We start from the raw sequence: 19,309 nt of genomic DNA, 5'->3' as shown, positions 1-19,309 counted from the left end.
AAGAAAGCGCGCCCTGCGGCGCGCTTTCTGAAACTCGGGTCTCTGTCTCAGCCTTACTGGGCGGGCTGTTGGCCCGGCGCCGGAGCGGTGGAGGCCGACGGCAGGCTTGCTTCCAGATCATCCAGCGACGGCGTCGCCGGTTTGGCCGGCGCAGCGGGCTGTTGCTGGGCGGGCTGTTGCGTCTGGGTCTGCGGCGTCGTGGCCAGCGAACCCACAGCGTCGGCGTCGATGCCGGACACCGAGGCGCGATCCATATTGCCGACGACGGTCAGAATGATCGTCAGGGCGAACAGCGCCGCCGCCAGCCACCAGGTTGTGACGGTCAGCAGATTGCCAGCGCCGCGCGCGGTCATGAAGCCCGACGGACCGCCGCCCATGCCCAGGGCGCCGCCCTCGGACTTCTGAAGCAGGACGATGCCCGTCAGCGCGATGGCGACGATGATAATGGCGACGAGCAGGATGGTCTGGAGCATGGCGTCATTCATGTGGGCGCGGATCTGCGCCGATCAAGCGGCGGCCTCTATCATCGAAGCGCGCCAGGGGCAAACGTCACGCGGCGGCGTTGACGATCGGCATGAAGTCCTCGGCCTTCAAGGATGCGCCGCCGACCAGGGCGCCGCCGACTTCCGGCGTAGCCAGAATGTCGCGCGCATTCTCTGGTTTGACCGAACCGCCATACAGAATGGGCGCGGTGCGAGCGCCTTCTCCCAGCTTTGCGACAATGGCGGCGCGCACGGCGGCATGGACCTCAGCGATCTGATCCAGAGTGGGGGTCAGGCCCGTCCCGATGGCCCAAACGGGTTCATAGGCCACCGCGAAGTCGCGCTCGGCCAGGCTGGACGGCAGCGAGCCCGCGACCTGGCCCGAGACCACGGCGATGGCGTCGCCCGCTTCCCGCTGCTGCAAGGTTTCACCGACGCACACGATGGGCTCCAGCCCGGCGGCGACGGCGGCCTCGACCTTGGCGGAGACGTCTGCATCGGTCTCGCCGAAAGCCGCGCGGCGTTCCGAATGTCCCAGAATCACCACGGTCGCACCGGCGTCGACCAGCATTTCGGCCGACACCGAGCCGGTAAAGGCGCCGGCGGGTTTCTCATGGCAGTTCTGACCGCCCACGGCCACGCCGCTGCCCGCCAGGGCGGACTGCATACGCTCGATCAGCGTCGCCGGCGGGCACAGCACCACACGGCATCCTTGCCCCGTCGTTCCGACGGCGTCCCTGATCGCCTCAGCCTGCGCCAAGGCGGCCGAAACGCCATTCATCTTCCAATTGCCGACGATCATCTTCACGGATTGTTTCATGGCCGCCTGTCTAGAAGGCGAAAACCGCCAAGCCAAGAGGCGCCGCCGCAATCCGGACACGAAGCCATCCTTGCAGCGGCGGCCCCGCCCCGACTATACGCGACGATTGACGCCAATATCGGCCAGTCCCGGGTTTTCGAATGCTCACCGCCTTCCGCGCCTTCTCTCGATCCAAATGGGCGGCCGCCCTGCTTGTCCTGATCGCGATCAGCTTCGTGATCGTCGGCGCGCGGATGGATGTCTTCTCCAACCTGGGACCGAAACACGTCATCGACGCGGGCGACCGCTCGATGAACGAAGTCGAGTTCCGCACCGCCTTCGATCAGGTGCGTGAACGGTTGCAGCAGCAGGTCGGCCGTCCCCTGACGAACCAGGAGCTGGTTGCGGAAAACATTCACGTCCGCTTCCTGACCGAGCAGACGCAGCAGCTGGGCTTCCTGAACTGGGCCTACAAGGCGGGCATCCGCCCGGGCAAGGAACTGATCGTCAAGCAAATCCGCCAGATCCCGGCCTTCTTCAACTCGGTCACCGGACAGTTCGACCAGCAGGCCTATGAGGCGGCCCTTGCGCAGCAGAACCTGACGCCCGCCATGCTGGAGCAGGACCTGCGCGACCAATACGCCACGGAGCATTTCGGCGCCGCCGTCTTCGCCGGCGCCCGCGTGCCGCGCATCTATGGCGCGCTGCTGGCCGGTTCCGCCTTCGAGAGCCGCGATGGTCGTTGGTTCGAGGTGACTCCCGCGATGGCCGGTCAAATCCCGGCCCCGACCGACGCCCAGTTGAACGCCTTCATCCAGGAGAACGCCGACCGCCTGCGTGCGCCCGAGTTCCGCATGGTGTCGGTGGTTCTGTTCACGCCTGAGGCTTCGGCCAATGCGCCGATTTCGGAAGACCGCATCCGCGAGCGCTTCGAGTTCAAGAGGGACACGCTGAGCAAGCCCGAGACGCGCTCCTTCGTCACCCTGACCGCGCCAAACCGCGAGACGGCTCAGAAGATCGCCGCCGCCCTTCGCGCTGGCCAATCGCCCGCTGACGTCGGTCGCGCCAACAACATCACGCCGGCCGCCTTCAACGAAACCCCCCGCTCGGCCATCGGCGACGCCGCGACCGCAGCCGCCGTCTTCGGTCTGCAAGCCAATCAGGTGTCCAATCCGGTCCAGGCAGGTGTCGGCTTCGCCGTCGCCAAGGTCACGGCCGTCCAACCCGCCGCGCCAGCCACGCTCGACAGCGCTCGCGAGGAACTGATCCAGGAACTGCGCGCCGAGGACGTGAAGACCCAGACCTACGCCAAGGTAGAGAAGTACGAAGCCGCCCGCACGGCCGGCAAGAATCTGGCGGACGCCGCACGTGAGGCCGGGGGTCGCATCGTCGATCTGCCCCCCTTCACCAAGGACGGCAAACTGCCGAACGGTCAGGCGCTGAACGCCCCCCCGCAAATCTTCGAGACGGCCTGGAGCCTGACCAAGGGCGGCGAGAGCGATGTCATCGACGCCGGTCAGGGCCAGTATTTCGCCGTGCGCGTCAACGATATCCGCCCGTCGGCCCTGCCGACCCTGGCCGAGGTTCGAGAGCCCCTGGCCGCCCAATGGATTCAGCGTGAGACCATGCGTCGCCTGTCGGCCAAGGCTGAAGAACTGACGACCCGCGTGCGCAACGGCGAGGACATCGCCGCGGTCGCCCGCTCGGTCAATGCGCCGCTGACCGTGCGAACCGGCGTCATTCGCAATCAGCAAACCCAGGAAGCCCTGGGTCAGGGCGTGCTTCAAGGGCTGTTCGGCCAATCCAAGGGCCAGGCCTTCTCGCAGCCGGCGTCGCAGACCGCCTATGTGGTCGGCCGCGTCGACAACGTCCGCGCCGCCAATCCGGCCGTAGCCGGTCCGCTGGCCGAGCAGGTCCGCCCGCGTCTGACCCAGGAGTTGGTGCAGGCCATGGTCGAATCGTCGGTCTCGGCGGGCGCCCAGCGCTCCAAGGCCAAGAACGACCCGGCCCAAGCGCTGTCGGCCCTGGGTCTGTCGGGTGGCGCAACGCCCGCCGCACCGGCGCAATGACCGACGACGCTTCGCGCGACATCACGCTCGACGCCTTCGCGGCCGGCCTTTCGGCTGGTCGGCCGCAGGTCCTGGTTCGCCGGATTATCGACGACCTGGAAACCCCGGTCTCGGCTTATCTGAAGCTGGGACGCGACCGGCCGTACGCCTGTCTGTTGGAATCGGTCGAGGGCGGCGCGGTCAAGGGACGCTACTCCATCCTGACGCTGGATCCGGATGTGGTCTGGCGTTGTCGCTCCAACGCGGCGGAACTGTCGCGCGGCTCAGCCATAGCGGAAGGTCGCTTTACGGCCGAACCGCTGGCGGCGCTGCAATCCCTGCGCGCGCTGATCGCGGCGTCGAAGTTCGATCTGCCGGAGGGATTGCCGCCGATGGCCGCCGGCCTGTTCGGCGTCTTCGGCTATGACATGGTGCGACTGCTGGAGCCGCTGGGCGCGCCAAACCCTGATCCGCTCGATCTGCCCGACGCCGTGCTGACACGGCCGTCGCTGGTGGCCATCTTCGATTCGGTTCGCCACGAGATCGTTCTGGTGTCGGCCGCCTATCCCGACGCGGGCATCGCCTCCGAAGAGGCGTTCGACGCCGCGACGGCGCGGCTGGACGCGTTCGAGACGGCCTTGCGCGAGCCTCTGCCCATCCGCGCCGCCCCGCAGCAAACGCCGGCTCCCGTCTTCACCTCGCCGGTGGACGAGCCGGCCTTCGGCGAGATGGTCGCCAGCGCCAAGGACTACATCGGCGCCGGCGACATTTTCCAGGTCGTGCTCAGCCATCGGTTCTCGGCCCCGTGGACGGACGATCCGTTCGCCTTCTATCGCTCGCTGCGTCGCCAGAACCCGTCGCCCTATCTGTTCTATCTGAACTTCGAAGGCTTCCAGCTCGCCGGCTCCAGCCCCGAGATCCTGGTTCGGCTGAAGGACGGCGAGGTCACGATCCGGCCGCTGGCCGGCACCCGCATGCGCGGCGCGACGCCAGAAGCGGACAAGGCGCTGGAAGTCGAACTGTTGGCTGATCCGAAAGAACTGGCCGAGCATCTGATGCTGCTGGACCTGGGCCGCAACGATGTGGGGCGCGTCGCGGCGCCCGGCACGGTCGAGGTCACCGAGAGCTTCGTCGTCGAACGCTACAGCCAGGTCATGCACATCGTCTCCAACGTGCGCGGCAAGGCTGACCCCAGGCTGGATGCGGTCGATACGCTGCTGGCCGCTCTGCCCGCCGGGACCCTGTCGGGTGCGCCCAAGGTGCGCGCCATGGAGATCATCGACGAACTGGAAAGCGAAAAGCGCGGCGTCGGATACGGCGGCGGCGTCGGCTATATTTCGGCCGGCGGCGAGGCGGACATCTGCATCACCCTGCGCACCGCCCTGTTCGCCGACAACCGGATCTTCGTTCAGGCCGGGGCCGGCGTCGTCGCCGACAGCGATCCTGCGGCCGAATATGCCGAGACCCAGCACAAGGCGCGGGCGCCGATGCGGGCGGCGGAAGACGCCTGGCGCTTTCGGACCGGCAATCGCTAGCGCGAAACCATCATTGCCGGGTCGTTGAACTGCACGCCCGGCCCGATGATGACGACGCCCGCCATCAAAACCGCTGCGGTGGCCGCGAGCGCGGCTGCGCCAAGCGCGGCGACGGGGTTGGGCTTGGTTTCGACCACGACCAGCTTCGCCTTGGCGGCGGCGATCTTGGCGGCGATGTCTTTTTCAGCGGCGAGCTTCACCTGCCCAGTCCTAGCCCCGTCGAGTTAAAATGCGCTTTAAAGCCGCGCCCGCTTGGCGCGGACGCGCGTCACGCCTAGAAGCCAAACCATGATCCTCGTCGTCGATAACTACGACAGCTTCACCTACAATCTCGTCCACTACCTCGCGGAGTTGGGCGCGCCGACGCATGTGGTGCGCAACGACGACCTGTCGGTGGACGAGGCGTGGGCGCTGAACCCCGCCGCCGTTCTGCTGTCGCCCGGCCCTTGCGCGCCGGATCAGGCGGGCATCTGTTTGCCGTTGATCACGACAGCGCCAGCGTCGATGCCTATCCTGGGCGTATGTCTGGGTCATCAGGCCGTCGGCCAGGCGTTCGGCGGCGACGTCGTCCGCGCCAAGACCCTGATGCACGGCAAGACCTCGCCGATCCTGCATGAGGGCCAGAGCGTCTTCACCGGCCTGCCCTCGCCCTTCACCGCCACACGCTATCATTCGCTGGCGGTCAAGCGCGAAACCCTGCCCGACGACCTGGAGGTCACCGCCTGGACCGCCGACGGGGAGATCATGGGTCTGCAGCACCGTACGCGCCCGATCCACGGCGTGCAGTTCCACCCGGAATCCATCGCCACCGAACACGGTCACGACATGCTGGCCAACTTCCTTGAGATCGCCGGCGTAAAGCGCCTCGCGGCCGCCTGATTATGGGCGACGGGTTCAAGCCGATCCTCGCTCGATTGGTCGAGGGCCATCCCCTGACGTCCCAGCAGGCGCACGACTTCTTCGCCGCCTGCCTGCGGGGCGAGCCGACCCCGTCGCAGGTCGCCGCCGCCATCACCGCCATGCGGATGCGCGGCGAGACCGTGGACGAGATCGCCGCCTTCGCGGGCGCCATGCGTGAAGCCGCCCTGACGCTGGATCATCCCTATGAGGTGATCGATACCTGCGGCACCGGGGGCGACGGTCAGCACACCTACAATATCTCGACCGCCGCCGCCTTGGTTCTGGCTGGCGCCGGTCTGAAGGTCGCCAAGCATGGCAATCGGGCGATGTCATCGAAATCAGGATCTTCCGACGTCTTGTCGATCCTGGGCGTGAACCTGATGGCGTCGCAGGCGCAGCAGAAAAAGGCGCTGGACGAGGCCGGTATCTGCTTCCTGTTCGCGCCTGCATATCACGGGGCGATGCGTCATGTGGGGCCGGTGCGGGCCGAGATCGGTTTTCGCACCGTCTTCAACCTGTTGGGACCGCTTTCGAACCCGGCGTCTGCAAGGCGACAGGTCATGGGCGTCTATGATCCACGCCTGCTGGAGCCGCTCGCCGAGGTGCTGGGCCGGCTTGGCGCCAACCGGGCGTGGACCGTTCACGGCCAAGGCCTGGACGAACTGGCGACTTCCGGCCCCACGGACGTCGCCGAATGGAAGGATGGCGCGGTTCGTCGCTTCCAGGTCACACCCGACGACGCCGGCCTGCCGCGGGCCTCTATCGCAGACATTCGCGGCGGCGACGCCGAGGAGAATGCCGTCGCCCTGCGCGCGCTTCTGGCCGGCGCGGCCGGACCCTACCGCGACATCGTGCTGCTGAACGCCGCCGCCGCCCTCGTGGTGTCCGATCGCGCGGCCGATCTGGCCGAGGGCGCCGCGCTCGCCGCTGCCGCCATTGACGACGGTCGAGCCGCCGAGGCGCTGGATCGCCTGGCCCGCATCACCTCCACGCCGCTGGAAAGCGAAGAGCCCGCATGACCGACGTTCTGGACCGTATCGCCGCCTACAAGCGCGAGGACGTCGCCGCCCGCAAGGCGGCGACGTCACAGGACGCGATCGAAGCCCTGGCCCGCGCCGCATCGACTCCGCGCGGCTTTCGCGCCGCATTGGAACGCGTCGGAGAGGAAACCGGCCGGCCCGCCCTGATCGCCGAGATCAAGAAGGCCAGCCCGTCCAAGGGCCTGATCCGGCCCGATTTCGATCCGCCGGCCCTGGCCCGCGCCTATGAGGCCGGCGGTGCGGCCTGTCTGTCGGTGCTGACCGATGCCCCCAGCTTCCAGGGCGACGACACCTATCTGGGCCAGGCCAAGGAGGCCGTCGCCCTGCCCTGCCTGCGCAAGGATTTCCTGGTCGATCCCTGGCAGGTCGCCGAAAGCCGCGCCCTGGGCGCCGATTGCATCCTGATCATCCTCGCCATGATCGACGACCGTCTGGCGGCCGAACTTCTGTCCGAGGCCGAGCGGTTTGGCATGGACGCGCTGATCGAAACGCACGACGAGGAAGAAATGGCGCGCGCCTGTGCGCTCGGCGGCGATCTGGTGGGGGTGAATAATCGCTCGCTGCGCACGTTCGAGGTCGATCTTGAAACCACGGAGCGGCTGTCCATGCTCAGCCCCGTGAGCGCTCTGCTGGTCGCAGAGAGCGGCATCTTCACGCCCGACGACGTGGCGCGCGTCTCGGCTGCCCATGCTCAGGCGATCCTGGTCGGCGAGAGTCTGATGCGCCAGGACGACGTCGAAGCCGCAACACGCCGACTGCTCGCGGCCTGAATGTTCCGGCGGCGTCCAGCGCCGCCGTTAAGTTGACATTAGCAAGGAACACTTACAGAACATCGACAAATGTTCACGGCCCGTTCCGATTCGTCGGCGGGCGCATGAGGGCCTGGCGATGCTCACGCGCAAACAGCACGAACTGCTGATGTTCATCCACGAACGCATCCAGGAGACCGGCGTCTCCCCTTCGTTCGACGAGATGAAGGAGGCGCTCGAGCTGGCCTCCAAGTCCGGCATTCACCGGCTGATCACGGCGCTGGAGGAGCGCGGCTTCATTCGTCGTCTCGCTCACCGCGCCCGCGCGTTGGAAGTCACGAAACTGCCCGAACAGGCGACGGCCGGCGCGCCGCGCGGTCGCGCCGGGTTCAAGCCCGACGTCATCGAGGGCGGCGGGGGTGTCCGACCTGCGGCCCAGATGGCGGCCAACGACACCCGCGAGCTGCCGCTGATGGGCAAGATCGCCGCCGGCACGCCGATCGATGCGATCGAGCATGAAACCGCCCGCTATCCGGTTCCCGAGTCCATGCTGGGTTCGGGCGAGCACTACCTGCTGGAGATCGAAGGCGACTCCATGATCGAGGCCGGTATCCTGAACGGCGACATGGTGGTGATCAAATCGACCGATAACGCCGCCTCCGGCGAAATCGTGGTGGCTCTGGTGGAGGGCGAGCAGGCGACGCTGAAGCGCCTTCGCAAGAAAGGCGCCTCGATCGCGCTGGAACCTGCCAACCGCAACTATGAAACCAAGATCTACGGCTCGGATCAGGTCGCGGTTCAGGGCAAGCTGGTCGGCCTCATGCGCCGGTATCACTGACGTCCGGATCAGACTGACGCGTCCAGGGGCGGTCGCCGCGAACGTCGGCCGTCCACACCGCGCGCCATCGATTCGGCTCGTCAGAGCTGGCCTGCCACAACTCCACGGCTCCGCCCCGCGCAAAGTCCACGCCGTCCAGGACAAGACGATCCTGACAGGCGCTTGGGATTGACGAGACGACGGCGCGTACGCTGACAACGGGCGCTGCGCGGCATAACGCCTCCATCTGATCGGAGCTCGGCGACTTTCGCCCCCACCAGATCGCCACGGGACCCGCCTCATTGGTGTCCGGTCGACAGGAGAAACGGTCGCAGACCCAGCCTGTCTCCGAGCGATCCGTCATGGCCAGCCCCCGTCTTCGCGACCAGAGATCCACCGCAAATTCACGCACGCCAGGCCGTACGACGACGGCCGCCCGGTCACGGTGAAAGGCGGCGTTTGTTCCGCCATCGCCGATCCACAGATCTGGCGTCGGTTCACGCGGCCAGATCAGGACGGCCGCTGCAAAGGGCAGTCCCAACCGGCGCAGGCGTCCCTGCCACAGACAGACGAACAGCACGCCCAGGAAGGCGACGGGCAGGACATAGTTCGGCGCGCTGGCGACCGTTCTGACCGCGCCGGGCAATCCCGCCGTCCAGGCGCCGATGGCCAGCATCAGATCCACGCCCCATCCCGCAATCGCCAGAAACGGTCCCCCCAGCCCCAAGGGTTCCAGCGCTGCTCCCAAGGCCAGCGCGGGCATCAGGATGAAGTCCGCCACGGGCGACGTGCCGAGATTGGCGAGCAGTCCATACATGGCCGTGCGGTTGAAATGCTGCATGGCGAACGGTCCCGTCGCCAATCCGGCGACGACACTGGCCGCCACAGCCGCCGTCAACCAACCGCCCAGCCGTTGGACTGCCAGGATCGGCCAGGGCGCGGATATTTCGCGCGGGCGCTTCGGCCAGGCCTCGACCAAGGCGACCAAGGCCGCCGTCGCCGCGAACGACATCTGGAAACCCGGCGTGACGATGGCTTCAGGCTGTATCGCCAAAACGATAAAGGCCGCCACAGCCAGGCCGTGCATCGTGACCGCCTGTCGATCCAGCAGGATGGCGAGAAAGGCGATGGAGGCGGTGATCGCCGCCCGCTCGGCCGGCGGCGGCGCGCCCGACACCACCAGATAGACCCCGACCGCCGTGAGGCCCGCCAAGGCCGCGACCTTCTTGCCGTGAACCCGCACGGCCAACCAGGGCCAGGCCGCCACGCCCAGACGCACCGCGAAGAAGACGAACCCGCCGACGATGGCCATATGCAGCCCTGACACCGACAGGATGTGCGCCAGGCCGGAATCGCGCATCACATCCATGTCCTCCTGACTGATCCAGGTCTCATGACTGGTGGTCATGGCGGCGGCGATCCCGCCGGTCCGTTCGCCGAGCCTTGCCACGATCCGCTCGGCCAATGCGAAGCGGGCGCCGTTGACCGCCATTTCAAGTCGAAGTCGCCACGGCGGCGCGGCAAGCTCGGCCCCACGCGTTTCGCCCAAGGCTAACACCACGCCGCCCATGCCCTGAAAGAAGGCGTTGCGGCCGAAGTCGTAGGCGCCGGGGCTGGCCGGCGCAGGCGGCGGATTCAGAATGGCGAACAGGCGGATCGCTTCGCCGGGCCGCGGCGGCTCGCCCCGCACCGTCGCTCGCAAACGCACCGGCGTCTGCTCTGGCGTCAGTCCGCGGATCCAGACCGGCGCAATCACGACCCGCGCGCCTCGCTGACCCGGGCTGTCGACATCGACAACCCAGGCTTCGATCACGGTCGGTTCGCTGAGGGCGGGCGCGATCGGCGCGGCGACGGCTTGGGTGCGCACCTTGGCCGCCGCCAGCCCGCCTGAAACGCAGGCCAGCATCAACAGCAGCCAGGTCAGGCGCCGCGACCCGCCGCGCCGGCGCGCCACGACCCACAGCCCAAAGGACAAGGCGGCGCCCAGCAACAGTGGCCACAAGACCGGCTCGGCTCGCAGGGCGAAATAGATGCCTCCGCCCGCGCCGAATGCGACCGGCGCCCATAGCCGCCATCTCAGGGTCTGTGCGGCGACCTCGGCGTGCAGCCAGGCGCGCAATCGCGCAGCGGGGGTAGGTTTTGCCGCATCGGGGCGTATAAGGGCCTCGCTTACGGACCCCTCCCCCATGACCTCACCTTCCTCGACTGTCGTCACCCGCTTCGCCCCCTCGCCGACAGGCTATCTGCATATCGGCGGGGCGAGAACCGCTTTGTTCAACTGGCTGTACGCCAAGAGACACGCTGGACGTTTCCTGATTCGCGTCGAGGATACCGACCGCGAACGCTCGACCGATGAGGCGGTGAAGGCCATTTTCGACGGCCTGAGCTGGCTGGAGCTGTTCGCCGACGACGAGCCGGTGTTCCAATTCAGCCGGGCCGATCGTCACCGCGAGGTGGTCGATCAACTGCTCGAAACCGGCCACGCCTACCGCGACTTCACCTCGGCCGAGGAGACCGGTCGTCTGCGCGATGAGGCCAAGGCGGAAAAGCGCACTTTCGAATCGCCCTGGCGCGACCGTCAGCCGACCGTGGACGATCTGGCCTTGCCGCACGTCGTGCGCTTCCGCCGGCCAAAGGCGACGACCGTCACGGTAGCCGATGAGGTCCAGGGCGACGTGAACTGGTCGACCGACGACCTGGACGATCTGGTTCTGCTGCGTTCAGATGGCGCGCCGACCTATAATCTCGCCGTCGTCGTGGACGACCACGACATGGGGGTGACCCACGTCATTCGCGGCGACGACCATCTGAATAACGCCGCGCGCCAGAGCCTGATCTACGATGCGCTGGGCTGGTCGCGCCCGACCTTCGCTCACATCCCCCTGATCCACGGCCCGGATGGCGCCAAGCTGTCGAAGCGTCACGGCGCCCAGGCGGTGCATGAATACGCCGAGATGGGCTACTTGCCCGAGGCCATGCGCAACTATCTGGCTCGCCTCGGCTGGGCCCACGGCGACGACGAACTGTTCAGCGACGCCCAGGCCATCGAATGGTTCGATCTCGCCGGCATCGGCAAGGCGCCGGCGCGCCTGGACTTCGACAAGCTGGCGCACGTCAATTCGCACTGGCTGCGTCTCGCCGACGATGAACGGCTCGCCAAGCTGACGCTGGATGCGCATCTGCAAAAGTGTCACACCCTGGCAGAGGCGGACGAAGCCCGGCTTCAACGCGCCATGCCTTTCGTCAAGGATCGCGCCAAGACGATCCTCGATCTGGCCGACCAAACCGCCTTCGTTCTGAAATCTCGCCCGCTGACCCTGGACGATAAGGCGAAGGCGCTGCTGTCCGGTGAGACGCTGGATCGCCTCGCCCGTCTGCGCGAGCGGCTGTCCCTGTTCCAATCTTGGGATGTCTTCGCGCTGGAAGCCGAGCTCAAGGCCTTTGCGGAATCCGGGGGCGTCGGGTTCGGAAAAATCGGCCCGCCGATGCGCGCAGCGCTTACCGCAGGGTCAACATCACCTGATATTGCACGAACTTTGTCGGCTCTTGGGCGCGACGAAAGTCTCGGGCGCTTGGATGATGCGCTGCAACAGACTAAGTGATCACCCACAAACCAAAAAGCGGCCGACGCCTCCCCGCGCCTGGACGTATGATGCAAAGGGGCATTCATGACTGAACAAGCCAAACCCGCCGGCTCGGCGACCCTGTCCTTCGAGGACAAGACGATCGAGTTGCCGGTCCTTTCGGGCTCCACCGGCCCGGACGTCATCGACATCCGCAAACTCTATGCGGGAACGGGCGCCTTCACCTTCGATCCCGGCTTCACCTCGACGGCGGCCTGTGAATCGGCTCTGACCTATATCGACGGCGACGCCGGCGTGCTGCTGCACCGTGGCTACCCGATCGACCAGCTGGCGTCGAAGTCGAACTTCCTGGAAGTCTGCCACCTGCTGCTGCACGGCGAACTGCCGACCGCCGCTCAGTTCGAGAAGTTCGAAAACAGCATCACCACGCATACGATGCTGCACGCCCAGTTCGACCGCTTCTTCGAGGGCTTCCGCCGTGACGCCCACCCGATGTCGATCATGGTCGGCACTGTCGGCGCCTTGTCGGCCTTCTATCACGACAGCCTGGACATCCATGATCCGGTGCAACGCGACATTTCGGCCATCCGCCTGATCGCCAAGATGCCGACGATCGCGGCCCGCGCTTACAAATACCACGTCGGCCAGCCCTTCATCTCGCCGCGCAACGACCTCTCGTACGCTGAAAACTTCCTGCGCATGTGCTTCGCCGTGCCGGCCGAGGACTATCACGTCGATCCAGCCCTGGTTCGCGCCATGGACCGCATTTTCACCCTGCACGCCGACCATGAACAGAACGCCTCGACCTCGACCGTGCGTCTGGCCGGTTCGTCGGGCGCCAATCCGTTCGCCTGTATCGCCGCCGGCATCGCCTGCCTGTGGGGCCCGTCGCACGGCGGCGCCAACGAAGAGGCGCTGAACATGCTCAAGGAAATCGGCACCCCGGACAAGATTCCTGAGTTCATTCAGGGCGTGAAGGATCGCAAGTACAAGCTGATGGGCTTCGGTCACCGCGTGTACAAGAACTACGATCCGCGCGCCAAGGTCATGCAGCAGTCGGCCTATGAAGTGCTGGCCGCCACCGGCCGCGAGAACGATCCGCTGTTCCTGGTCGCCAAGGAGCTGGAGAAGGTCGCCCTGTCGGACGAATACTTCACCTCGCGCAAGCTGTTCCCGAACGTCGACTTCTATTCGGGCATCACCCTGTCGGCGATGGGCTTCCCGACCACCATGTTCACCGTTCTGTTCGCTCTGGCCCGCACCGTGGGCTGGATCGCTCAGTGGCAGGAAATGATGGCCGATCCGTCGCAGAAGATCGGTCGTCCGCGTCAGCTCTACACGGGTCCGACCCAGCGCGATTACGTGCCGATCGAACAACGCGGCTGATACGTCGGCTAAAATGCAAAACGCCGGGGAGACATCCCCGGCGTTTTTCTTTGTCGTCAGACCAGCTTCAGATCCGCGAACCGGGCAGCCAGGTCATCCAGATCGCGGTGCATATGCGCCACGCCGATCGCGGCAGCGCCCAGAGCCACATCGTCGCCCTCGACAGCCATTGACAGAGCCAGGCTTTGGTCGATCGCGCCCATGGGCTGGGCGGCCCTGCCCTCAGACAGAGCCTTGAGTTGCTCCACCGCCCGCTCCGCGTCCTGCGACCAGGGATTCAGCCGTGCGCCCGCACCCTCGGCTTGGAAACCGCGGCCCAGGATGACGATGTCGCTGCGCACGCGCCAGAAGGCGCGCACGAGCGCAGCCCGATCCGCCGTCTCACGTTGCGGGCCGGGCAGATCGATGACGTTCTTGGCCGCCTGACCCAGCGCATCCAGCCGCCGCTTCAGATCAGCATGACGGCGCGAGATCTCGGACGCATCGTCCGGGGCGGCCTTTGCGACCAAAGCCAACAGCACCGCCGCTTCGCCCGCCGCCTCGCGCGCTTGAAGTTTGAACGACTGCCCGGCATGACGCGGAAACAGCGCCAGGATCGCCAGCACGCCGACGCCGCTGCCGACCAGGATTTCCATCACCCGATCCAGCGCCAGCGACGCCGGCCCCTCTGCTCCGGTCCCGCCGGCGATGACGATGGTGGCGGTGACGGGCGCGACCTTCAGCCAAGGCCGCCCGGTTGCAAAAAAGGCCAGCAGCCCCGCCGAGACGGCGATGCTCAGCGCCATGCTTTCCAGGCCGGGCGGACGAAGGAAGGCGAAAGTCGCCCCCGCCAGCGCTCCGGTCGCCGTACCGATGGCTCGGTCGCGCGCAACGGTCAGGACGCCGCCGCCGACGCTCGCTTGAATGACGACGATGGCGGAAATCACGCTCCAGTATGGGTGGGGCAGGTTCAGCCAGGTCGCGAGATAGAGCGCAGCCATCGCGCCCACCGCCATCTGAACCGCGGCGCGGACCTCGGCCGCACGTCGCGGACTGAGCGCCCGCGCCATCGTCAGCTCGCCGACTTTTCGGCGATGACCTTCAGCACCGCGTCGGCAGCCAACTCCGACGGGTCCGGTCCTCCGCGTCCCATCAAGTCCAATGCCGCCGTCTGGCGAAGCGCCTGCTCGGCCGCCAGCGCAGGGTCGGCCAGCAGCCGCCCGACCGCCGCCGTCAGGATGGCCGGGGTCGCCTCGTGCTGGATGAACTCGGGTGCGATCCGGTCGTCAGCCGCGACATTAAACAGGGTGATATGTTTGGCGGTCACGAACCGCTTCATCAGCTGATAGCTGAGCCCGTCGATCTTGTAGGCGATGACCATCGGCGCGCCCGCCAGCGCCAGTTCGGTCGACACGGTGCCGCTGGTGGCCAGGGCGACGGTCGCGGCGCGCATGGCGTCATACTTTTCGGCTTCGTCGACCAGGTGAACGCGGAAGGGCCAAGCGGCGACGCGGGCCGCAACATCGTGAGCGACCGTCCCTGCGGCGACCACGGCGACTTCAAGGCCGGGGTTAGTGGTCTTCAGTTTTCTGACCGTCGCCTCATAGACGGGGGCCATTCGGGTGATCTCACTGGGCCGGCTGCCGGGCAGCACCAAGAGAAGCTGCGCATCGGCCGCGATCCCACGACTCGCGCGGAACGCTGCACCGTCCGCGGCATCCACGTTCATATGAAGCGCTGACGAACCGACCACGGTCGTCGGCAGGCCCTCGCGCTCGAACCAGGGCGCATCAAAGCCATAGAGGGCAAGAAGATGATCGACTGCGCCCGCCAAGGTTTTGGCCCGGCCCGGCCGCGAGGCCCAGACCTGAGGCCCGACGTATTTGATCAGCGGCAGGTCCGGCCGCGCGGCCCGGATCGCCTTGGCCACACGGATGGTGAAGCCCCAACTGTCGATCAGAACCACGGCGTCGGGCTTTTCCCGCTCGGCCAGCGCCGCCGTCTGCTCGACGCGCCGCTTGACCTTGCCATAGGCGCGCAAACCCTCGATCCAGCCCAGGATCGACAGTTCGGCGATATCAAACGGGCTGACCACGCCCTCGGCCGCCATCTTGGGCCCGCCGACGCCGACAAAGGCCACATCGTCCCCCAACCGCGCCTTCAACGCCTTGGCCAGACCGGCGCCCAGCGCATCGCCCGAAGCCTCAGCCGCCACCAGCATGATCTTCAGCGGGCGGCTCACCGATCCTCGCCCCAGACGAACAGGCCCAGACGGTTCGCCGTCTCGACGATGGCTGCGCGATCGATCAGGATCAAACGTCTCGCAACGCCCCCGATGCCCGCCAGACCCGCCGCCGACGCCATTTCGACGGTGCGCGGCCCAATCACGGGCATATCGACGCGCAGATCCTGAATCGGCTTGGGCGCCTTGCCGAGCGCGCCCTTGGGGTTGTCGGTGGTCCCGCGCAGATCGCTCGGCAGGTTGGCGACGCGGGTCAGCATCGCGTCCGTGCCTTCCTGCGCCTCAACCGCAAGGACCAGGCCGTCACAGACCACGGCGCCCTGACCGATATCGAGTTCGCCTGACTTTTCTGCGACATGTAGCGCCTTCTTCAGATCAACTAGCTGCTGCTCGGTCGGCGAGACGGCGCCCAGCGCGCCTGCGCCAAGCGTGTCGCCGCCCAGAATGTCGTCAGCGCCCTCGACGGCGAAGCCTTCGGCCTCGAACACCGACAGGATTTTACGCAGGAGGGAATCATCGCCCTTGGAAGCGGCGGCGACGATGCCCGGCAACAGCGTCGCCCCCTTGAAGTCGGGCTTTAGCGTCTTGAAATCCGGCCGATTGACGATGCCCGCCAGACACACGGTCGTGCAGCGCTCAGACTTCAACGCCTTCAGGATCGCACCGATCTGCGCCATGCCGAACTCGGCGCCGGGCCAGCGCGCCAGATGCTCGTCCGCGAACCCCGCCAGACGGATCACGAAAAGCGGCCGCCCGAGCGCATCGCAACGTGCCGCGACGGCCGCCGGCAGATCACCGCCGCCCGCGATCAGACCCAGCTTTTCAGCCGCGCTCATTCCGCGTTCGGCAGGCACAGCGGACGCCGCCCGCCGTCGCAGATGAAGGCGATGATTTCCATGATCTCGGGCAGATCGGCATAACGTTCCGCCACGCCGTCGATCCGACCGGCGAACTCGCCCTCGCCCTCGAACAGATCACGATAGGCCGCGAGCAGACGCCGCACCTGATCCTTGCCGTAGCCCTTGCGCTTCAACCCGATCAGATTCAGCCCACGCAGCCGCGCATGATTGCCCCAGGCCGAGCCGTAGGGAATTACGTCGCGCGTCACCGCCGCCAGACCGCCGATGATCGCGCCCTGCCCCACGCGGCCGTTCTGGTGCACCGCGCACAGTCCGCCCAGGAACACCTTGTCCCCGACCTGAGCATGACCGCCCAGGGTCGCGTTGTTGGCCATGACGACATTGTCGCCGACGACGCAGTCGTGACCGACATGGGCGCCGGTCATGAACAGGTTGTTCGACCCCACGATCGTCACGCCCGTCCCCTGCGGGGTGCCCCGATTGAAGGTGCAGTGCTCGCGGATCAGGTTGTTCTGGCCGATCTCCAACCGAACCGTCTCGCCCTTGTAACCATTGTGCTGCGGGTCGCCGCCAATGACGGCGAAGGGGTGGATGACCGTCCCGGCCCCGACTGTCGTGTCCTGCTGAACCACGACATGGCTGATCAGACGCACATTGTCGCCTAACACAACATTCGGCCCGACCGTGCACCAGGGGCCGACCTCGACCCCTTCGCCCAGGGTCGCCGTCGCGTCGATCAGAGCCGTATGATGAACGGTCATCAAGCCGCCGGCCCAGGCGCGGGAGTGGGCACAGTCACGACCATGGCCATGAACTCGGCTTCGGCCGCCAGCTTGCCGTCGATGAAGGTCTCGCCCCGGAACTTGTAGGCGTCGCCCCGCGCGCGGATCACCTTGACCTCCATACGGAGCTGGTCGCCAGGCCGCGCGGGCTTTCTGAAACGAACCCCGTCGATCGACATGAACATGATGACCTTGTCGGCCACGGCGACGTCCAGCGTCTTGGACATCAGCAGGGCGCCGGTCTGAGCCATTGCCTCTACGATCAGCACGCCGGGCATGACTGGGTCGATCGGGAAGTGCCCCGGGAAGAAGGGCTCGTTGTGGGTGACGTTCTTGATGCCGACGATCGACGTAGCGGGCACGAAGTCTTCGGCCTTGTCCACCAGCAGAAAGGGATAACGGTGCGGCAGCCGACGCATCACCTCGGCGTAATCGATCTCGCCCTCGACGGCAGTCGTGTCGCTCATCCCTACGATTCCTTTGGAGCCTTCTTCGAAGAGGCCTGTTTGGCGAGCCAGACCGTCTCGCGCAAGAACTGTCGGATCGGACGCGCCGGATAACCCGACCAGGTCTCGCCAGCGGGAACATCGGCCAGAACGCCGGCGCCAGCCGCGACGCGCGCACCCTCGCCGATGGTGATGTGATCGCCGATACCGGCCTTTCCACCGAAGATGACGTTGTCGCCGCTGGTGACCGAGCCCGAGATGCCGGTGTTGGCGGCCATCAGATTATTGCGCCCGATGACGCAGTTGTGGCCCACCATGACCAGATTATCGATCTTGGTGTTCTCGCCAATGACCGTGTCGTCATAGGCGCCCCGGTCGATGCAGCTGTTTGCGCCAACTGTCACGCCGTCCTGCAGGATCACTCGCCCAAGCTGAGGAATGTCCATGGCGCCTGCGGCAGTGCCCGTGGCGCCGAACCCAGCTTCGCCGATCCGGGCGCCAGCATACAGCTTCACCCGGTCGCCGATCAGCGCGAAGGCCACGCTGACGTTGGCGCCGATCACGCAATCACGTCCGATCTGCACGCCGGGTGCGATGACGCTGTTGGCGCCGATGCGGGACCCACGACCGATGCGGACGCCCTGCCCCAGGATTGCGCCGGGTTCGACCACGACACTGTCGTCCTCAGCCGCCTCGTCGCGGGTGATGGCCGCGTCAAGCAGCATCGGTCGATGCAGCAGAAGCGATGCCTTGGCCCATGAGGCCTGAGGCGTGCGGGAGATGATGACGGCGGCGGACGACGGCGCGGCGTCCTTGGCCTCAGCCGGCACGATGACGCAGCCGGCCTGTGTCGTCGCCAGCGCGGCGGCGAACTTGCGGTCACCCAAAAACGCGATCGCGCCCCCGTCCGCAGAGGACAGGGGCGCGACGGAGGCGACCATGCGATCCCCGCCCCGCTCCACCTCTCCGCCAATCCTAGCCGCCAGATCGGCGACGCTAAGCGGCGACAAGGTCTCGAAGAAGCGGGGATCGGGCATCGAGACTTAGCGGGCGGCGGCCGGCTGGGCCTGGGTCTGAGCCGGAACGGCCATGCGGTTGAAGCTCAGGGTCGGCAGGGCGGCGTTCAGGCGCTGGATCGCCAGGTCGGTGACGTCCATCGCCGGGTTCATCATGAAGACGCTCTCGCGGTCCAGCAGCAGGCCGCAGCCCTTCTCCTGATACAGGGCGGTCAGGATCGGCGAGACGGCCTCGGTGATGGCCTGACGCTGCATACCCAGGGTGTAGCGCAGCTCGTTTTCACGGGTGGCTTCCAGCTGTTGCGCCTCTTGCGCGCGCTGCTGCAGGGCCTGACGGCGCTGTTGCAGTTGGTCGGCCGGTAGGCTGGAACCCGAGGCTTGCAGTTGCTGCGCGTCCGACTGGATGGACGTGGCGTAAGGTTGTAGTTCGCCCTGAACCTCCTGGGCCAGCTGTTGCATGCGGGCTTCGACGGCCTGACCGGCCGACGACTGGGCCAAGAGACGCGCGTTGTAATACACGCACACGCCGGGGATGACCGGGCCGGGGTTGGCAGGCGCGCTGGCCTGCTGCGCGGACGCAGCGGTGGCGATGAGCGAAGCAGCGGCGGTCGCCGCGATGATCAGAGCTTTCATGGTGTTTCCTC

General features: G+C 66.7%; 19 protein-coding genes. 8 read left to right on the top strand and 11 right to left on the bottom strand.

Annotation, left to right across the window (positions count from 1 at the left end):
• Window positions 1-53 precede the first annotated feature (53 nt).
• On the bottom strand, window positions 54-485 hold the full coding sequence (gene secG, locus JX001_RS09880) for a preprotein translocase subunit SecG (RefSeq protein ID WP_205680926.1): 432 nt from the start codon (window positions 483-485) through the stop codon (window positions 54-56).
• A 64-nt stretch (window positions 486-549) separates the two neighbouring features.
• Window positions 550-1,302 (bottom strand): triose-phosphate isomerase, encoded by a 753-nt coding sequence (tpiA, locus tag JX001_RS09875; protein WP_205680925.1) that lies wholly within the window; start codon window positions 1,300-1,302, stop codon window positions 550-552.
• Between the two features lie 140 nt (window positions 1,303-1,442).
• Here tpiA and JX001_RS09870 point away from each other — a divergent pair, with 140 nt between their 5' ends.
• Both JX001_RS09870 and trpE read left to right on the top strand, forming a co-directional pair.
• Window positions 1,443-3,350: a peptidylprolyl isomerase gene (locus JX001_RS09870; protein WP_205680924.1), complete on the top strand. Its 1,908-nt coding sequence runs from the start codon at window positions 1,443-1,445 to the stop codon at window positions 3,348-3,350.
• Window positions 3,347-4,864, top strand: coding sequence for an anthranilate synthase component I (gene trpE / locus JX001_RS09865; RefSeq protein ID WP_205680923.1), 1,518 nt, complete (start codon window positions 3,347-3,349; stop codon window positions 4,862-4,864). Before JX001_RS09870 ends, trpE begins: the two co-directional genes overlap by 4 nt.
• Here the strand turns inward: trpE and JX001_RS09860 are convergent.
• Window positions 4,861-5,064 (bottom strand): peptidoglycan-binding protein, encoded by a 204-nt coding sequence (locus JX001_RS09860; protein ID WP_241004602.1) that lies wholly within the window; start codon window positions 5,062-5,064, stop codon window positions 4,861-4,863. The two genes, trpE and JX001_RS09860, sit on opposite strands and share 4 nt — an antisense overlap.
• A gap of 88 nt (window positions 5,065-5,152) precedes the next feature.
• Here JX001_RS09860 and JX001_RS09855 point away from each other — a divergent pair, with 88 nt between their 5' ends.
• From JX001_RS09855 to lexA, 4 genes are all read left to right on the top strand, one after another.
• Window positions 5,153-5,743, top strand: coding sequence for an anthranilate synthase component II (locus JX001_RS09855; RefSeq protein WP_205680922.1), 591 nt, complete (start codon window positions 5,153-5,155; stop codon window positions 5,741-5,743).
• Window positions 5,744-5,745: 2 nt separating this feature from the next.
• The gene (trpD, locus tag JX001_RS09850) at window positions 5,746-6,783 is read left to right on the top strand and encodes an anthranilate phosphoribosyltransferase (RefSeq protein WP_205680921.1); all 1,038 of its coding nucleotides are present in this window, start codon (window positions 5,746-5,748) and stop codon (window positions 6,781-6,783) included.
• Window positions 6,780-7,574, top strand: a complete 795-nt coding sequence (gene trpC, locus JX001_RS09845) for an indole-3-glycerol phosphate synthase TrpC (RefSeq protein WP_205680920.1) — start codon at window positions 6,780-6,782, stop codon at window positions 7,572-7,574. The genes trpD and trpC overlap by 4 nt, the downstream gene beginning before the upstream one ends.
• Window positions 7,575-7,692: 118 nt before the next feature.
• A complete protein-coding gene (gene lexA, locus JX001_RS09840; RefSeq protein WP_205680919.1) occupies window positions 7,693-8,391 on the top strand; it encodes a transcriptional repressor LexA in 699 nt (232 codons plus the stop codon).
• Here the strand turns inward: lexA and JX001_RS09835 are convergent.
• Window positions 8,372-10,558: a ComEC/Rec2 family competence protein gene (locus tag JX001_RS09835; protein WP_205680918.1), complete on the bottom strand. Its 2,187-nt coding sequence runs from the start codon at window positions 10,556-10,558 to the stop codon at window positions 8,372-8,374. The two genes, lexA and JX001_RS09835, sit on opposite strands and share 20 nt — an antisense overlap.
• Here JX001_RS09835 and gltX point away from each other — a divergent pair.
• A complete protein-coding gene (gene gltX, locus JX001_RS09830; protein WP_205680917.1) occupies window positions 10,557-11,972 on the top strand; it encodes a glutamate--tRNA ligase in 1,416 nt (471 codons plus the stop codon). The two genes, JX001_RS09835 and gltX, sit on opposite strands and share 2 nt — an antisense overlap.
• A gap of 66 nt (window positions 11,973-12,038) precedes the next feature.
• Window positions 12,039-13,340 carry a citrate synthase gene (gene gltA / locus JX001_RS09825; RefSeq protein ID WP_205680916.1) on the top strand — a complete coding sequence of 434 codons (1,302 nt, stop codon included), beginning with the start codon at window positions 12,039-12,041 and terminating at the stop codon, window positions 13,338-13,340.
• 56 nt (window positions 13,341-13,396) lie between these two features.
• On the opposite strand, the gene JX001_RS09820 is transcribed toward gltA, so the two are convergent.
• From JX001_RS09820 to JX001_RS09790, 7 genes are read right to left on the bottom strand one after another with little or no spacing between them, the layout of a single operon-like run.
• Window positions 13,397-14,389: an FUSC family protein gene (locus JX001_RS09820; protein WP_205680915.1), complete on the bottom strand. Its 993-nt coding sequence runs from the start codon at window positions 14,387-14,389 to the stop codon at window positions 13,397-13,399.
• A 2-nt stretch (window positions 14,390-14,391) separates the two neighbouring features.
• Entirely contained in the window at window positions 14,392-15,561 is a 1,170-nt protein-coding gene (lpxB, locus tag JX001_RS09815) for a lipid-A-disaccharide synthase (RefSeq protein ID WP_205680914.1), read from the bottom strand.
• Entirely contained in the window at window positions 15,558-16,397 is an 840-nt protein-coding gene (gene lpxI, locus JX001_RS09810) for a UDP-2,3-diacylglucosamine diphosphatase (RefSeq protein WP_205680913.1), read from the bottom strand. Before lpxI ends, lpxB begins: the two co-directional genes overlap by 4 nt.
• Window positions 16,394-17,182, bottom strand: coding sequence for an acyl-ACP--UDP-N-acetylglucosamine O-acyltransferase (gene lpxA / locus JX001_RS09805; RefSeq protein ID WP_205680912.1), 789 nt, complete (start codon window positions 17,180-17,182; stop codon window positions 16,394-16,396). The genes lpxI and lpxA overlap by 4 nt, the downstream gene beginning before the upstream one ends.
• Complete coding sequence (gene fabZ, locus JX001_RS09800) at window positions 17,182-17,670, bottom strand: 3-hydroxyacyl-ACP dehydratase FabZ (protein WP_205680911.1); 489 nt, start codon at window positions 17,668-17,670, stop codon at window positions 17,182-17,184. Before fabZ ends, lpxA begins: the two co-directional genes overlap by 1 nt.
• Window positions 17,671-17,672: 2 nt before the next feature.
• Window positions 17,673-18,686 carry a UDP-3-O-(3-hydroxymyristoyl)glucosamine N-acyltransferase gene (gene lpxD, locus JX001_RS09795; RefSeq protein ID WP_205680910.1) on the bottom strand — a complete coding sequence of 338 codons (1,014 nt, stop codon included), beginning with the start codon at window positions 18,684-18,686 and terminating at the stop codon, window positions 17,673-17,675.
• Between the two features lie 6 nt (window positions 18,687-18,692).
• Window positions 18,693-19,298 (bottom strand): OmpH/Skp family outer membrane protein, encoded by a 606-nt coding sequence (locus JX001_RS09790; protein WP_205680909.1) that lies wholly within the window; start codon window positions 19,296-19,298, stop codon window positions 18,693-18,695.
• Window positions 19,299-19,309: the final 11 nt, after the last annotated feature.

The sequence above is a fragment of the Brevundimonas fontaquae genome, assembly GCF_017086445.1.
GTDB lineage: Bacteria > Pseudomonadota > Alphaproteobacteria > Caulobacterales > Caulobacteraceae > Brevundimonas > Brevundimonas fontaquae.
Note: the sequence above shows the minus strand (reverse complement) of the source record. Positions and strands in the feature narration are given on the sequence as shown.

What these genes read in the sequence shown, in the direction of transcription:
- lpxI (WP_205680913.1), bottom strand. Translation starts at nt 16,397, where the DNA reads ATGAGCGCGGCTGAAAAGCTGGGTCTGATCGCGGGCGGCGGTGATCTG.
- fabZ (WP_205680911.1), bottom strand. Translation starts at nt 17,670, where the DNA reads ATGAGCGACACGACTGCCGTCGAGGGCGAGATCGATTACGCCGAGGTG.
- trpC (WP_205680920.1), top strand. Translation starts at nt 6,780, where the DNA reads ATGACCGACGTTCTGGACCGTATCGCCGCCTACAAGCGCGAGGACGTC.
- tpiA (WP_205680925.1), bottom strand. Translation starts at nt 1,302, where the DNA reads ATGAAACAATCCGTGAAGATGATCGTCGGCAATTGGAAGATGAATGGC.
- secG (WP_205680926.1), bottom strand. Translation starts at nt 485, where the DNA reads ATGAATGACGCCATGCTCCAGACCATCCTGCTCGTCGCCATTATCATC.
- JX001_RS09870 (WP_205680924.1), top strand. Translation starts at nt 1,443, where the DNA reads ATGCTCACCGCCTTCCGCGCCTTCTCTCGATCCAAATGGGCGGCCGCC.
- trpD (WP_205680921.1), top strand. Translation starts at nt 5,746, where the DNA reads ATGGGCGACGGGTTCAAGCCGATCCTCGCTCGATTGGTCGAGGGCCAT.
- JX001_RS09855 (WP_205680922.1), top strand. Translation starts at nt 5,153, where the DNA reads ATGATCCTCGTCGTCGATAACTACGACAGCTTCACCTACAATCTCGTC.
- trpE (WP_205680923.1), top strand. Translation starts at nt 3,347, where the DNA reads ATGACCGACGACGCTTCGCGCGACATCACGCTCGACGCCTTCGCGGCC.
- lexA (WP_205680919.1), top strand. Translation starts at nt 7,693, where the DNA reads ATGCTCACGCGCAAACAGCACGAACTGCTGATGTTCATCCACGAACGC.
- gltA (WP_205680916.1), top strand. Translation starts at nt 12,039, where the DNA reads ATGACTGAACAAGCCAAACCCGCCGGCTCGGCGACCCTGTCCTTCGAG.
- lpxD (WP_205680910.1), bottom strand. Translation starts at nt 18,686, where the DNA reads ATGCCCGATCCCCGCTTCTTCGAGACCTTGTCGCCGCTTAGCGTCGCC.
- lpxA (WP_205680912.1), bottom strand. Translation starts at nt 17,182, where the DNA reads ATGACCGTTCATCATACGGCTCTGATCGACGCGACGGCGACCCTGGGC.
- JX001_RS09790 (WP_205680909.1), bottom strand. Translation starts at nt 19,298, where the DNA reads ATGAAAGCTCTGATCATCGCGGCGACCGCCGCTGCTTCGCTCATCGCC.
- JX001_RS09835 (WP_205680918.1), bottom strand. Translation starts at nt 10,558, where the DNA reads ATGGGGGAGGGGTCCGTAAGCGAGGCCCTTATACGCCCCGATGCGGCA.
- gltX (WP_205680917.1), top strand. Translation starts at nt 10,557, where the DNA reads ATGACCTCACCTTCCTCGACTGTCGTCACCCGCTTCGCCCCCTCGCCG.
- JX001_RS09820 (WP_205680915.1), bottom strand. Translation starts at nt 14,389, where the DNA reads ATGGCGCGGGCGCTCAGTCCGCGACGTGCGGCCGAGGTCCGCGCCGCG.